Origin of the sequence: Catonella morbi ATCC 51271, from assembly GCF_000160035.2 — a bacterium.
GTDB classification, from domain to species: Bacteria; Bacillota; Clostridia; order Lachnospirales; family Lachnospiraceae; genus Catonella; species Catonella morbi.
Map to the genome: position 1 here is coordinate 610728 of NZ_KI535366.1, position 16661 is coordinate 627388.

8 protein-coding genes are annotated in these 16661 nt (G+C 37.0%); all 8 read right to left on the reverse strand.

Translation table 11 applies throughout. From position 1 onward, the window contains the following. Positions 1-2 precede the first annotated feature (2 nt). The 8 genes from GCWU000282_RS02735 to GCWU000282_RS16215 are packed head-to-tail and all read right to left on the reverse strand — an operon-like array spanning position 3 to position 15535. Positions 3-800, reverse strand: a complete 798-nt coding sequence (locus GCWU000282_RS02735; RefSeq protein WP_023353468.1) for a hypothetical protein — start codon at positions 798-800, stop codon at positions 3-5. Beyond that, positions 801-3224: a helicase-related protein gene (locus GCWU000282_RS02740; RefSeq protein WP_023353469.1), complete on the reverse strand. Its 2424-nt coding sequence runs from the start codon at positions 3222-3224 to the stop codon at positions 801-803. Continuing rightward, on the reverse strand, positions 3225-6563 hold the full coding sequence (locus GCWU000282_RS02745; protein ID WP_023353470.1) for a helicase-related protein: 3339 nt from the start codon (positions 6561-6563) through the stop codon (positions 3225-3227). 13 nt (positions 6564-6576) lie between these two features. After that, the gene (locus tag GCWU000282_RS02750; RefSeq protein ID WP_023353471.1) at positions 6577-8157 is read right to left on the reverse strand and encodes an NERD domain-containing protein; all 1581 of its coding nucleotides are present in this window, start codon (positions 8155-8157) and stop codon (positions 6577-6579) included. 2 nt (positions 8158-8159) lie between these two features. Continuing rightward, entirely contained in the window at positions 8160-10058 is a 1899-nt protein-coding gene (locus GCWU000282_RS02755) for a hypothetical protein (protein ID WP_023353472.1), read from the reverse strand. 4 nt (positions 10059-10062) lie between these two features. Then, positions 10063-13455: a DEAD/DEAH box helicase family protein gene (locus GCWU000282_RS02760; protein WP_023353473.1), complete on the reverse strand. Its 3393-nt coding sequence runs from the start codon at positions 13453-13455 to the stop codon at positions 10063-10065. Further along, positions 13452-15365: an AAA family ATPase gene (locus tag GCWU000282_RS02765; protein WP_023353474.1), complete on the reverse strand. Its 1914-nt coding sequence runs from the start codon at positions 15363-15365 to the stop codon at positions 13452-13454. The genes GCWU000282_RS02760 and GCWU000282_RS02765 overlap by 4 nt, the downstream gene beginning before the upstream one ends. Positions 15366-15394: 29 nt before the next feature. Then, positions 15395-15535, reverse strand: a complete 141-nt coding sequence (locus GCWU000282_RS16215) for a helix-turn-helix domain-containing protein (RefSeq protein WP_084295321.1) — start codon at positions 15533-15535, stop codon at positions 15395-15397. Positions 15536-16661 lie beyond the last annotated feature (1126 nt).

Here is a 16661-nt window from a genome sequence, read left to right on the forward strand (position 1 = left end):
AATCACTCCCCCTTATATACCACGTCGGTAATGATTGAAGAAAACGGATGCAAGTTCATATTGGTCATATTCCATTCATCGCTTCTATCGTTTACGGTTTTAAGTTCTATTACGCCCAAATCATTAAGCGTCCTAAATGCGTTTGACAATGCTAAATTCATTCTCCTCGAGTTCTCATCTTCCTGACTCAAGCAGATACTTATCGAGGGATGAAGCATGGTAATAAACTCATCAATCGTATATGCTTTTCCCTTTTCAACAGATGAATTCCTTATGATATCTTTTAAGAATGTTGACGCATTCGGCAGGAAAAACATGTCATGGAGAAATCCGAAACCTAAAAAGGTGGCCCAAAATCTCCAAGCTCTCATGTTTTCCTCGTTAAGATTCACAGTGGCATCATATTCATTAATTACTCCTACGAGTTTTGATACACTCTGCAAATCTTTTTCAATCTTGAAGAGATTGTCACTGTTATACATATAGATTTGAACGGTTTTATAAAACTGGCCAGAGGAAAGCTTTTCGATGTTTCTATTCACATATCTCCTAAAATCAGAGAAGCTTGCAACATCTCCCTCATCTACAACCAATTCGAGTTGTTTAGAATCCTCATCATAATTGATTAGACTCAATTGTTTGGCCGCGTCTCTTATCATACCAAAGTATGAAGTGGACTCTTTTTTTGGTTCAACCAAACTTCGCAATTCCTTTTCTTCCATCTTGCCGTTTTTAAGTATTTGGCATAAAGAATACACTCTTTCTGGAATTGCTTCAGTCCTCATATTACTATCAAACATTTACGCCTCCATCATCTTATCCGTTATATTGTTACTTATTACTGCAGAGAATTTCTTACCATCCGCATTGATTTCAAAATCCGATTTGACTATATGAATCCGTTTAAATCCACTACAGTTGCTCCGGTTCAAAACTGCATACTCCTTTAAAAACAAATCTTTTTTATCCGAGTAAACTATGCAACAGATTCCCCCAAAATAATAGAGCTGCTTTTCTGCTAAAAGCCTTCTGAACTCATAAAAATTTACGACCATTAAATCCGACACTTCGGGAAATCCGCTCAACTCAAGCTCATTATCGGTCACAACCACTCTAATTCCCATAGAAATTAGTTTTTCCAAATGCGCTTCTGACTTATCCGTTTCAATCAGGGATTCTTCTTCAAAATCCGCCAATCCTTTCATCGGTTCCGAAAGATGTTTTATTCTTTTCACTAGTGAAAATCGATCATCCTCCTCATCCACAACCTTATTGTGACTATTGCATCCAGAACAGTACTCCAAAACATATGGATACGTCCTTAAAAGCATATCCGAAATGCATATCTTATCAGCATTTACAATACCTTTTGTAATTACCGTGAATTCCTTTGAAAACCTGGACTTTTCCTGTGTTCTAACGTCATCTAATAACTTTTCAACCCCTCTGTCAGGAAGTGACAGCCTTTTGTCTAATACCTTAATCTTAAATACATATCGCTCCTCGGCCTTAAGGTATTTCATATCGAGAATCTCAATGAGGTTGTATCTTCGAAGAAGCAAGAGCAGATAAATGTTCCATTGTACATCCCGAGCATTGGCTTCATCATATACATAGTTCAAGTTATATGTTGGTTTAATCTTAGTATCTATCAGAACATAGTCTTCGATTCTCTCAGACTTAGGGCTCTGGTACATGCTTAGCCAACGCCCTAATGCTGTATCAACTTTTAGTACTTTACTTCGAGTACTGACATCTAAATCCTGTTCTGGATATATGGACATAATGCTTAGACATGGAAGGCCATCTCTTCCTCCTCTACCCAACTCTTGATAGTACAGGTTTGGGGTATCCGGAACAAAATCATGAATCACCGTACGGACATCTGGTTTATCTACTCCCATTCCAAAAGCAGAAGTGGCAACCATAATATCGAACTCGTTGTTTTTCCAACGACGAATTAATTCATCTCGATCTTTGGAATGAGTATCGCCAGTAAATGTTTCAACCTTGTCATATCCTGCCGATTTTATCCATTCCTTAATAATCTCCGCTCTTTCCGGCTTCATAGTATATATAATCATTGGATGTGGCATTAAATTCACCATTTCCAATAAACGCTGCTTTTTCTCTCGGAAAGAGTTGCTTTTTGCTATACAGTATCTAGGCTCTCTTCGCAGTGAATCACACCGGAATTCAATCCATTTATCCTCTTCAGAAAACATGTTCTTAAGCATCAAACCGGTATTACGATCTACTGTCGCAGAAAGTAATACTGTTTTAAGATCACGGTTAACCGCAAGTAACTGCTTACGCCACGGTTCTAATGCCTGATAGTCTGTTCTAAAAAAATCACCCCATTCGACTACAATGTGCGCCTCATCTATTACAATATTTTTAAGATAGCCCGCTTCATTAGCCTCAGCGATAGTATTTGCAAAATCTTCGTTTTTAATTAGAGCTTCTGGCGAAATAAATAAAAGCTTTGCCGATTTATTCTTAATTGAATTAATAATTAAATCACCATTGTCAGCACCACTTGAATAACTAAATATCTCCTGTATTGTCAGCCGGCATATAGCATTCTTTGCAGATATTTCTTGGTCTATGGCCAAAGAAATCGTCGGAACGATTACTATAGTCAGCCCGTCTTCTTTATACGCAAGCGTTTGAGTGATTAAGCTCTTTCCACCGCCTGTAGGCAAAACTGCCAACGCAGAAAAACCCTTTGGCATTTTCAAGACACCCATAACACAGAGCTTTTGTGCTTCAGAGTAAAAGGTTTGGTTACCAGTAAGTTCTTCAATATAATCGTTTGTTTTAAGATTATAGCGTTGATCCTTATTCTCTTTAGTAACCCCAGTAACCTGAAATGCCTCTGAAACAAATCTTTCATTCAAGTAACTCGGACACATTATGGATGCATAAATCTTTTTGTCGGAATTATACTTCAAGCCAAAAGAATTATTTGTAATCCATTCAGCCTCCTTAATCTCTATATCTGATTGAAAGGATATTAAAAAGCAACGGAGAGCCGATAAAAACTCCGTTATCTCTTGATTATCATCCAGATACGCATCGTAAAATCGTATCAGTCTCTCAACCAAGTTGCGATAATAAGGTTCAACCCCAGCAAGTAATTTTTCGAAGTATCCCCAGTCAAATTCCTCTGTGTCACCATTAATATATTGTTCTACCAGAGATACTATTTCGCTATTATTCATCTATTTCACCATCCAAACGTAACAAGCAGATTCCAGCGATATAAGTGGCTTTTTAAGGCTTTCAAGAATAATATTGTACTTTGCCTCAAGCTCCTCAACGCTCTCGCCTTCCCTGCCATAGAAAGTATCAGCTGAAACACGAGCAGCGATGAGCCTCTGTATTTCTTCTTTAGCATCACTCAAATGAGACTTGCGAGAAAGATCCTTCAAGGCTTGCTTTCTTCCAGCAGAGTAAGAACCCTCAACAAAGGATTTCCATAAATCCGCAGGAAATCTATTCTTAAACCACTCAAGATTTGAAACTCCAAATTGTTGAGAAATATGAAGAAATCCTCCGCCACCTTTTCCTCTTCTGCCCAAATGATCGAGGCATGAATGTACGGCTTTGAAGCCCACTTCGACTAGTTTTTCGTACTCTTCAATGACTCTATCGCGAGGTACATCTTGGTACTTATCAAATGCCACCGGCACGACAGCCATATCTGAAGTCAAGAAATTTCTGAAGTATGCTATCTCCGACGGCAAGATTCCATTGGACAATAGTAACCGCTCATTTGGCATAACTGAGAATGTATAGATGAAACCTTCCCAGTTTATATCAGCCTGCATAGCAAAAGCAGTTGCTTGACCCTTGGTTGAATGGATTGCATTATCGACAATACAATCAAAAATAGCATCACCCGGTGCAAAGAAATGAAGGTAATCATTGTCAATCGCAGTTTTCCGATTAAATGTGCCTTTTATCTCCTTACCATCACTTAATCTTTTTGCTTTATATTTGCTATACAACTCATTTATCCTTGTTGCAAACTCCATCTGCCTTGATTGTAAATATGATGTCCAGTCCGGCGGAATAAGTAGCGTATTCCTAGCCGAATTCAATTGAAATTCACTCACGCTAAACCTTATTATTTCCTCATTCCCACTAGGCTTAAATCCAGCTAAGGAAGCCCAGTTAAGCATTGTTTTGGAAAAAAGTTCATTTTCGTTTTTACTATAATACCTAAGAAGGCGAGCAATCTGTCTATTAATTGGTTTATATAAGTATCCTACTGTATCAAATCTCTGCTCTCTCTTAATCTCCTTTTTCAACTGAGTAGTTGTCTCAAGAATACTAGAAACCGCATTAAATAAGCCATACCTTATATCGCTTGCTATGGCACTAAACATCTGATTGTTAATATCTTCAAGTACAATTTCCAATCCGCTCAATGATTCCTCAAATACATTGAGTCCCTTATTCCAAAATTCGAACAATTGCTGTTCCAAAGACTCCTCTGAAACTACCACAACAGAGTTAACCTCGGGTCTCTGAGGATCTCTCTCCAATCTGTCTAATCGACCAATTCTCTGTTCAATCTCATTAGCATCCCAAGGAAGATCCAAATGAATAATATAGTCAGCAACCTGAAAATTCCTTCCTTCTCCACCGGATTTGTCACATAAAAGAATACGACAAGTTTTTTCATTTTGGAAACGGTAGACATTCAACTCTAATTCATCTGAGGACATATCTGAGTTGAAAAATGACAATTCCTCTTCTTTATAAATCTGCTCTAAAACGTCACGATATAACTCAAATGTCTCCTGAAAGCTTGTAAATATGACAATTTTTCCCTTATATAGCTCTTGATCAAGATAATCTATTACTTTCAACATCCTGTCTTCATAATCTTCGGGATTATCAAGTATTTCTAAGATGTTTTCTGCATTATACTTTTCTTCAGCGTACCATTTGTAAACAGCATCTTTTAGATCTTTGCTGGTAATATCACTTAATTCTAATTCTTTACGAAATGCAGACGCGGAACTAAAGTATGAGCTCAGCAATGGCTTATATACTGTCATTAACTTCTCAACACTTAGGTTTTCTTCGGTCTCCATTAATTCCAAAATAAGTTGATAAACAGCATACTCGCTTGCTCTGCTTTGATACGTGATTTCACTATATAGTTTCCTTACCGGTCTAGTATGTGAAGCGTAGTCATCTCTATATAAAATATTTCTTCTGTTTCTTATAATGCAACGCTCTATTTGATAGTTGTCGCATACATATGATATGGCAATATACATTTTATTAATGCCAAGGCCCTCATCTTCTGCGCTAATATCTTCCACCAACTTATCGTATGCCTTGTCATTGATAAGATCTGAGACGTTTTCTAAGCCATCCGTGATATCATCAAAGAGATCAAGGCATTTTCTATCTTGTCTCACATCTCCGTCTTCATTGTCATTAATCTCATCTTGCAAATCATCAACGTCATCAATTACGCCCATTATTTGCGTGATAATCTTGCTTTGTAGTTCTACCAACGCTTCAAATGATTCATCCGAGTAATCATCGTATTTATACGGATCTAGTAACCGTAGTAAGTTTAAGTAATCTGATGTTCGACGCTGTAATGGAGTCGCCGAAAGCAAGAGTATGTTATCTGCCTTTCTGCTGATAGTATGAAATTTACTATAATAATCATCGCTAAGAAGCCTATGTACCTCGTCTACCACAACGAAATCATAAGCTTTATCATCGTTCACATTAATGAATTCAGAGAAGCTCTCCAAACTCACATTATTTCCATTGGCATCTTTTCCTTGTGCTATGTCGAACTTCAAAAACAGTTCAACTCTCCACTGCTCTTTTAATCCGTCTGGAACTATTATCAAAACTTTTTTATTTGAATTGTTAAGCAAAAATAACTTTAATACCGCCGATGCCTCAATGGTTTTTCCCATACCAACTTCATCTGTGAGCATATATCTGCAGTGTTTTTCCTGATTACACCGCATAATTGTATTAAGCTGGTGAGGCATCAAGTATATTTTGCATCCTGCTAATTCCTTAAAACCCAATATAGAATTGTCCAGGATTTTGTTGACACGATTCACAACACTTCGCCCCAAATACCAGCTAGGGTTCTGAAATTCGTACTTGCTCAACTGTACGGTTGGCGATACTCGTCCTCCCGTGAAGGGAGCCTCTATTTCAGATTCTTTACAAACAAACACGTCTTTCGTATCATCGACCTGCACAAAGTAACGATATTCATCATCGTCCTTACTTTCCACGCAAATAATTTTCCCAGCTTGCCCTTTATGTTTAATTTTGGTGCCTTTAAGAAGCTCACACCTATTAACCATACTAATAGCATATCGGTGCTCCTTAGGTATGTCATCATAATACGCACGATATCCGAATGGATCGAAAAAACGAACCGTCAATTGTTCAGCGTATTCGTCTATAGAGACAATACGCCCTACAACAAAGTCACGCGGATCAAAAATATATTCTCTATCTAGAATTGGACATCTAACGTATACGTTGGTTTTTAAATCCATTTCTATCTCATCCTTATCTGATTAATTCATATAAATAATACTTAGTTCGTGTGTAGGCAATGTAGTTTATATTCTGAGAAGCATTCGCATCATGAATATATATGACCATATCTGCTTCTAGGCCTTTATAATCGAATGCGCTGCTAATTTGAATCTCGTTATCCTCTTTAGGCTCTTCGAAAGTAAATCTCCACTGCGCCAGCCCATTCTCTATATAATCCTTTGCCTCTTCTATATCATCGAACAAGATAACAATTGACTTATTACTTAGTTCCTCGTCAACCACAAACTCTTTTAATAAATTCCCTAATCGCTGTGTCAGGTGTTTCTTATCAATGATTTTTTCCTTTGCAGGATTTGGACCTTCAACCGGATTCCTTATGACATCCGTGCCTAGATTGGTATTCTCCATGGCATAACGGTATATATTAGCAGTATTTCTGATGTTTTCCCTTAGCAAGAACGGTGGGAAATCTATCATAAAAGCATCCCCAAAACTCTCTTCTTGAATCTTTTGAACATCATCATAAAAGATGCCAATAGTCGATTCTTTTTCATCCTTTAGCAGAAACTTTATTACACATGCGACTTCTTCACATAAGTCCTGTGCTTCATCAATAAATATTGCATCATACTTAGGGATTTCATCTTTTACTTTACTTAATACTCCCTCATAGGAGCTTCTATCTATCGTTTCAAAATCACTTACAATATTCGCAAGTAATGATTCAATATCAGCGACTTCAACTTCTTCTGATACAGACTCACGGATAAATTTTGCCAAAGGCTTAGAGCAACATGTAATAAGAACCTTCTTTCCATTTGAGGCTTCTTTTTTTGCCATCTTCATGGCAATCCATGTTTTTCCAGTTCCAGCCCCTCCACGCAAGTAGAACTGGTGATAATTTGAAATGAACTGAATGTAATTATCCTGCACTCGATTTATCATATCGAGCTGCTGCTCTTTATACTTTACAAGTGCACCTGCTGCTGCAGAAATAGCGATTCTCTTCTTAATCAGCTCCATTAGCGCCTCGTGCTCGCTTTTTGAATACATGCTTACACCAAACTTGGAACCACCCCATGTTTTAAACATGGCTTTGATGGATGCATGAAGGTTCTGCATTTTTGTTGCGTCAATCGTACATTCTGATTGACGGTTGCTTATTTCTGTAGTAATTGAGCCTACATTAAAAAACGGGAAAATAACACCCGAAGCGGCAATCCCTTTGTAGGATATATTGGCGCTTTTCCTATACACATCCTTAAAGAAATACATGCTCTTTTCCGCCTGCGTATATGGCGAACGCTTCAGTTTTCTGGTTTCCACATCATCCTCAAGAAACCAGTCGCCATCTTGGACAAACAGGCGTCTCCCACCTTTTACTTCAAGGCATATATATCCATAGTCAGGATGTGTAACAACGAAGTCCGCTTCTGATTTCTCCATTTTTCCGTTATTATTTCTTGACCATTCCACAGAGTAAAACACCACATATGAATCAGGTAATTGTTTTTTGAGTTCATCATAAACAAGCCGCTCAGAGTATGTCGGCATATACTCGTTAATATTTTTCGGATACATTGTTGCCATATCTACATCTCCCAAAAGCCAATTCTGTTTTCTGCATCTAATTCCAATGAATAAAGGTATTTGCGTCCAAGATTCATATTGAAGAACTTACATGAACTGTCTGCTATTACTAAACATCCCTGGCATACAGAATCATCTCTGTCTACACATATCGGATCAAATACACATTCACGATTATCGACATATATTCTTTTCAAAAATCTCGCATAAACTGACTCAACCATTCCAGACAGAGATCCCAAAACTTGTCCTTGGTTAGACTGTGAATATATGAAAATGCTACATGTATCGACAAAAATCAATTCAGTAATAGAATTAGATGATAAACCACTCATTTCACCTGCAGTTTTTATAAGCGCATGCGAAAATGAATGTAAAAACATAAACACATTTCTCATAATTAAATCATCTTCACTTATTTCTCCAAAAGTGCTAATCCTATCACCGTGAACATTTCGGGCAAACCACTTCTTTATTGCTTCCTCATCGTCTAAATCCGGAAGTTGTTCTTCCGTGATAATCTTATTTGCTACCAACCACTTCAGTATTTTTACACGGTCGATATCAAACAAGATTCCTTCTGTTTCCAGTTTTGTACCAAATGCTAAATTCTTATCTGAATCACCATCTTTGTCATATGCAACAAGCTTCAGGCTCTTTTTCGCATTGTGTGGATCTGTCAATTTTCTGGTATACCCATATGAACAACCGATAATTTCAACGTCACATGAAGCTTGCATATTGGCAATACCAAGTTTTTCATGCAAATCGTAAATTTCTGATTCATCATCAATAAAACCAACTGCCATTTGTTTGTCGATGGCTTCCTTAAGGGAAATAATACTCTTTGCGCCCCTAGATTTTTTTACTGTTTCGTATTGCATTAAGTTGAACGCAAAATTGTTGACCCACAAAATATATTCTTCTTCGGAATCATTCTTCTCTTTAGCAAACAGTTCATCGCAGGCATTTACATATTGTTCTATACTCGAATCGTTATCTGAACTGCTCTTTGAAAGTGATGCTATTGTGGCTTCTAGCTGATCCTCATTAATTAACCCTGCAGCCAAAAGCTGTTTTGCCTGTTTTTCTGCTTCGCTTTCAATAGCAGATTTGGTTGTTTTCTTACTAAACGCCGAATCAATATTTTCGAGTATTTTGGTAAAATTATCTTCACTAACTCGACCAAACCATTTGGATATCATTATTTTACGAGCAGGCTCACCCTTCTGATAAAACGCCCCCAGTTCAGGGCTGATCAGATTGATAACATTAGCTGTAAATGCCTTATAGTTTGAACCCGCTGATGCACTATCTCTTTGCACCATCTGACCACAGTTAGGACATTTGATGCCAAATTCCTTAAACACTCTATTCTTTCCCTGGTAGTAAAACACACCATATTGTTTTTCAACCGGGTAGTAATAATACTCGTTAACTCCGCGGACTTTAGGAATAAATATAGGGCTGGCATACCCACACTCGCATGGATAGACAAGCTGTAACTGCTTTAGTCTACCCTTTTTACATATCGGACATGTTTGTAGTACCGCTTTGCCATTCTGAAATTGTGTTGCCCTATGACATTCCGGACAATAATACATAAGTGGAGAAAGTTCAGCGATTATATCGGGTATTCCTGGTCTACATGCCGATTCGACTACAGAAAAGCCACCTTTTTCATCATCAAGATTGTAATCACCTATGTCTCCTCCATGCATGGAGAACAGCCTAACCTGTCTTTTTATCTCAGACTCAATGAAGTTCGCATATATACCCTCCATCGGTTTATAGTTCCAGCTTGTTACCTGAGCAGTAACATTATTTCCGTGACTATCTTTATCCGAGATCCACATTCCAGGTAATATTTTGTATACTGCCTGACTCTTACTTCGCTTCATTTGCTTACCTCTCTACTATTGCCACTTCAATCTGTTCTTCAGTATCTCTCAGACTAGTCATTGGCGAAAAATGCTTGCTATGAGCTGCTTTAATGGAATCCGAAAGTTTATCGTTATTATCAAAAATTCCATTCTTGATGCTTGAAAGGATATTGAATACCTCTTTCTTTATTATTTCTTCATAGTTGATAGACATCTTTTCTGTCGCTACGCATCCATATATCCCAATTACATTTTTAATTACGTCTTCAATTTCGATGTCTCCATCTACCAACAATTTTTTAACATCATTTGTTTTATTCAATGAATCAACGCCAAGCTCAACTGCATAATACTGTAAGAACAATCCATTAAGAATTCCTGGGAACGTATTGTAAATTGCATTCTTTGCCCAACGGTTAATAGGAACGCTTTCAACCAAGTCATCCTTATTCTCATGGAATAAAACAAAGTTCTTTAGATATGCCCTATCTCTTACTCTAAGCAGTCGAATAACATCAACAACCAATCCCGTATATTTTCTTCCACTTCTTGAATATGCTTGAATATACTCGGCATTAGTATTTGGAATTCCATAAAAGAACATATTATTAAAGGAGTCTTCATCTACACCATGTGAAATCGTGCTTGTTGCCAAAATCAAATTCACGCTTCCGAGATTCTTCCTATTAGACTGAATTCCAAACAACGCTTTCCTCACTTCTTGGAAATTGTTGTCACTTGTCATCTGTGCAGAAACAAAAGGAGGTAGTCCCTTATCCTGCAGTCGATCATTCGCCTGATTCATAAAGGCATTATCTAAGTTCATAACATCTTCCTTGCGGTTGTTATAAACTAGTTCAATCCAATAATCATACAAAATATCCTTCAACTCTTCTTCTGTACCCGAGAAGCCTTGTTCACATAATTTCGTGTAACACTCCGTTGTGTTTTCCATCATGTCACATATTTGCAAACGCATATTATAGACAGCTTCCCAAATGCCTCTGGTTATAGAACGTCCATAAGGCGCAAAGCCCATTATTATTCTTGTGATATCATCTCCATCAATATAGGAATAAAAGTCTTTGTTTGGATTTCTTGATGGATACTCGCAAGGGAATCGTCTACCTCTCATATGGTATAAGTGTCTAATATGATCCTCATACATTGAAATAGTAGCTGTTGCACCAATAAATCTTATTCTTTTCCTATTCTCATCTGCCACAAGATTCTCAGCGTAATACTTAAAAAAAGCCTCATAATGAGAATCAAATGTTCCTAGACTTTCCTTAACCAAGTGCATTTCGTCTTGAATAAACAAGGTTGGAATAGGGTCTTTTAGTGTATCGATTGCGACCATATCATACTCGCAGTTGTATTTTGCTGTGCACTGTCCTTTCCATGCAACCCCATGCTTACTGCACTTATGTCTAGCTTGACCCATTAACAATTTGAAGTCATCGGAAAAACCTATTGCCGCCATTTTATCAACCGTACTAACTACCAATGACGGAAGATATCTATAAATCTCATTATCAATAATCATTAATGGTAATACTTTTGCGGAGCATGCCGGATTAGTACAGACATGTTTTAATCTCCAATCCTCTTGATCAAAAGACACCTCTATGGACTTCTGACCACATACCGGACAAGTATCTACAAATCTATAGTTTTCATTGAGTGAAGCTTGATCTCCATGAATGATAGCCTTGCTTCCAGTGTTAAAAGTATCATTCTCATATATCTTATTAGGGGTATTACCGGATCCAATTAAAAATCCTACTGCGAAAGGAGTCGTATCTTTTAGCTCAAGAGTAGATTCCCTAACAATATTGGCTTTCATGGTTACAGCTAAAACACGATCCAGCTGTTGAACCGCGAGCAATCTTAACGGATATTTTAAAATACCAGTTAACCCTTCATTCTTCCCTCTCAGTCGATCAAAAAACATTGTGAAGACCGAAGCACCCAAGAAAGCTTCCGTTTTACCACCACCCGTCGGGAAATAGAGTAGATTCGCTGTTTCAACTTTTGTGGCATTCTTCACGGAAAGGTCATCAGGATACTCGCTTTCGATTATTTCGCATATCAAAGAAACAATAAATACAATCTGAAAGAGTCTCCAACCTTTATAAGTTCTGTGGTCTCCATCAACTTTGGTTGAGAACGTTTTGTTCATCAGCACAAAAGCTTTATACACTAGATCCTTATATTTAATCTGCTCTATTCCAAAACTAAACCGTTTTATTTCTTGCTCAAATTCCTCCAAGGCTTGTTCAAATTTTTCTCTTGCATTCTCAGAAAGGTTCGACTTGCATTCAGCAAACTCCTTCTCTCTCTTTTCCAGATCCTTTAGCATGCACTTATGAATAGCTTCTAAGTTTTCCACTGGATTGTTAATCAATTTATCGAACTCTATATAGGAATTATATTCATCATTTGTCTTTGTCCTATACTGATAAAATACAGGCACGTTCACAGTAGACAGAGTATTCGTTGCTTTATCGAATGAACTTGATGAGTTCTCAGCTATAGAAAAGCACTGTTTCCTGTCCTTATAATTATCCTTGAAATAATCAAGTTCGATAGGCATAAAGACCGTGCCATCACTCCCTTTAACGTCAAATCCAGCAGCGAATATCTGAGGCAAATAACCACAATTGTTTCCATTTAATTTTTCTGTCCTATTAACCATTTGCACGAATACATTCGTATTCTCGCCTATCTTTTTAGCGGAAACAAATAAGTCAAATTTCCAGAGAGGCATAACTCTTTGATCTTTGGGAGTGCATACAACAGAAAACAAATCCTCATGCTGAAGATCAGAATAAGAAATTTGATCCTCATGCATAATTTGGATTTCATTACTGATGCTTTTTGCATACGCAGAAATCCGCTTAACCAATTCGTCCTGTAAATGAACCCCTTCTTCCGGAATACTATCAATATCTATCTGAATTCCGTCAGTGACAACATCCTGAATTGCAACCTTCTTATAAACCTTTGGAAGATAGAACTTTTTATCCGGATAATTCTCCGCTAACTGTTCGATTTTCGTAAAAGTTTCTCCACTCTTACCGCTCTCTAGACGTAAAAAATAATCTACCGTCTCCTCATATTGTGGCTTAACAGTGTAGAAAAATAGTCCTCTCGGAAATATAGTAATGCTCGTTTTGTCCCCTGCCTGAACGCCAAACTTAAGCCCTATTGAAGGAATGCTTTGATATTTGGTCTCAAGATTCTCTACATACTTTCCTTCAAAGGATTGCTCAATTCGATCTTCTGCCAAAAGACCCGTCATTACATAATCTATTGGTTCATCCCCGACAATTCTTTCTTTCAAATGATCACCGGAAATTCCCGAAATATATTTTTGGGCAATGTGATCAGCCACAATATTATAGTTATTCATTTACTTCTATCCTCCAAAACATCATCAAAAGGACTACTCGCTTCAATGTCACTAAGAACATATAAAACTTCTCTAGCTCTAGAACATGCTGTATACAGTTTTCTCAACTGAACCTTAACACTTTCTTGCTCATCGGATGGCAATTTAGCAAGTTGAGTCCAGTCATTTATCTTCTTTGTTTTCTTATCCTCCGTGTAAATATACTCGTAAGGATACAGTCCAGCTAAAATTACAGCTCTAAAGTCCAGTCCTAACGACGAATCAATCGTAGATAAAACCACTCCATTCGTTCGACTGTACTGAGACCTTTCTTCCTGATCATCTGAGAAAATCAACGAGTATTGTATTCCTCTTTTTTTCATCTCGCTTGTTATCCAAAACAAAAAATAATATTTCAAAAATCGATTCTCTTTATACGGGAATAAAACTGCTATATCAGAATAACCAACTTGATATTTTTTCGTTATTTCCTCAATAGCTTCGATTATTATACCGCATATATCCATTCTTGAAATTCTCCTCTGCACCTCCAAAGCAATATTTTGAGCAGGTCCAACTCCGAAAATGTTATAGTCAAACTCCTGCATATCAATTAGTCCATTTTGTGAGAGCTTTAAATTCATATATGTCAGCATAGCGTTTAAATAACCACCTATCTGCGGACTATTCCTGTAATTCTTAGAGAAGTACTTAACTCGTCCTCTAAAGTTTAGTTTTCCTCCATCTATCTTTTTCCACGGAGCATCTCTCCTCCTAATCTGTTTCCTTACAGTCTGATTTAAATCACCTGCTAATAAGAACACAGCATCCTTTTTGGAATCAAGTAATGCGTAACATATATCGAGATATAGCGGACTAAAAATCTGTACCTCATCGATAAATATTGCAGTGAACTTCAAATCCACCATTCCCTTTTTTATATATAACAATAAATCTTGGAGCTCTTGTTCCGTTGGATATTCTCTAGCAATGTTTGTCTTCAGGCACTCGTTGTAAATCTTCTTCATCAACTTATGAAAAGTCATTATGAACAAGTTGTTATTATCGCCAAAATTAGAACAGCTATTTTTAAACTTGTACGAGTCGGCAAGATTATTGTTAAAGCAAGTAATCAATACTTTTACTGTTTTATGTGTGCTTGCATATCTATACGCTCTTGAAAGAAGTAATACGCTCTTTCCTGCTCCCGCATTAGCAAGCAGTACTCTATGTCCAGTACCCATTTCATTTATATACTTAACTTGATCTTCGTCTAGTAAAAATGTGCTGTACTCTACCTCCTTGCCCGTAATAAACGGAAGTGATTCAACATCAATATTTTCATCAATCAAACTATCAGCTTCACTCTTAATAATTTGCGGTTTTATAACTGTATACTCTGGTGCTATTTTACTAACTATAGCTATAGCCTCCGCATCTGATAATCCACCATATGATTTATCAAATGGCTTACAGTTTTTTTCTGAAAGCAACGTCGCGAATACATCTTCCCGAGTAAGCATATCTATATCTACACATCGATTATTCTCGACACCATTTAGGCTTTTAAATACATTTAGGTGACAATACGGTAACTTCAGCACCTTTTTATTATCTTTCTTAGTTATCAAAACGGCTGATTCTAAAAGAAGATTGTAAATTTTCTCTTCGATCATATTCGTATATAAATCAACTATGGAAATAAACTGTTCTATACTATTTTCTTCATGAATCGATAGAGTTAAGACTCCAAATTTCTGAGAAATAACCGATGCCATTCGTACCTTTTCATTGCTAAATCCAACTGGATCTATATCCACAAGAAACCATGCGTCCATCCCGCAATTTGAAAAAGCAGAATAGACTTTCTTTTCTAGTTCTGCAAAATTACTTGTCGCGTCATTTCCAGTTGGCCACATACGATGTTCCATAACACATTCACCTTTTACATTCTATATTTTTATTCATAACCGATGGTATTATCCTGAATAAACTCAACTATCTCGCCTTCATCGCAATTTAGATACTCAGTAATTTTTAATAACATGCTCATAGATACTTCTTCATCTCTTCTTATCTTTGTTATAGTGTTAGGAAAAATATCTACAGCTTTTTTATCTTCATTTTAAACACCTCATCAGACCTGTACACGTTTCTAGTGTATAGCAGCTCAAATTATATTATATTCTAACAAGCCCCTGATTTCAACCAGATATCTCACAACTTTTTATGCAACTTTAACTAGGCTGTGAATAGGTTAACAATAGCTTGGTGAAACTTTAACCAAATTCAATACATAGTATATCGGAAGTTTGACACTTCCCTACAACTACAAAACTCCACATTATTTTATCTAAGCCAATTTTTGCATATTTTAATACTACAAAAGTGTAGTTGTTAGTGTTAGCTGCTGTGTATTGTAAACTAATAACCACTTCTACTGTTTACCGTTTTTCACGCTAGGTCTTTAGGAATTCCTTACCCATCAGGTTTCGGCATCTAATTCTCACACGTTTCCATTGTTTCCATATACTCATACGAATTCTGTGATGAGCATCCGTTGACGTCACCCTAGTTATTCTTCATACTTGTGATTCCATAGTAGTTAAGACAACCTCTTGCATATGTCCTGATTCTTTCCATGGCTAAGCTTGATTTGGCTGGCAGTGTTTACTGGAATAAAGCTCTTTCAGTCTTCAAGATCATACTTGTCCCCTACCTACGCATGGCATCCATCTTCATTTTCAACGAGAATGCACACTAACATAGAAGAATCTCCTCGCACTGAATATCCTTATCAATCATAGCTATAGTAGCTTCATCGATAGTCATAGGTTTGATAATGGCTGGGATAGTACCAAGATTCATTACAGAAGTTATTTTTTCAACTCCACCCTTTTGACTTGCTACAGCATAACTTTGCTCATTTTCTTTTCCTCCCTCTATTCATCTCTAAATGAATCAAGATACTTTGCTAAAATCTCTGTGTCAATCAGCATACAGTGGCCAATCCAGACTATCGTTCCCGCTTCCTTCTAAAGTCTCGGAATCGTGTTTAATCCCAGACAGTAATAAAGTCTTGCCTCACGATAACGCATATGCTTACTCCGCTTTGCCTTAATAGTCTTTATCTGCTTAACCATTTCTAAAGCCTATACATTCTTCTTATGGTTCTTTGCTAACCTACGATTCTGTATAGATTTCCTACAGCTTCTTATGCTGAATAT

Coding starts and splice junctions, on each gene's coding strand:
- GCWU000282_RS02735 (WP_023353468.1), bottom strand. CDS start 800: ATGTTTGATAGTAATATGAGGACTGAAGCAATTCCAGAAAGAGTGTAT.
- GCWU000282_RS02740 (WP_023353469.1), bottom strand. CDS start 3,224: ATGAATAATAGCGAAATAGTATCTCTGGTAGAACAATATATTAATGGT.
- GCWU000282_RS02745 (WP_023353470.1), bottom strand. CDS start 6,563: ATGGATTTAAAAACCAACGTATACGTTAGATGTCCAATTCTAGATAGA.
- GCWU000282_RS02750 (WP_023353471.1), bottom strand. CDS start 8,157: ATGGCAACAATGTATCCGAAAAATATTAACGAGTATATGCCGACATAC.
- GCWU000282_RS02755 (WP_023353472.1), bottom strand. CDS start 10,058: ATGAAGCGAAGTAAGAGTCAGGCAGTATACAAAATATTACCTGGAATG.
- GCWU000282_RS02760 (WP_023353473.1), bottom strand. CDS start 13,455: ATGAATAACTATAATATTGTGGCTGATCACATTGCCCAAAAATATATT.
- GCWU000282_RS02765 (WP_023353474.1), bottom strand. CDS start 15,365: ATGGAACATCGTATGTGGCCAACTGGAAATGACGCGACAAGTAATTTT.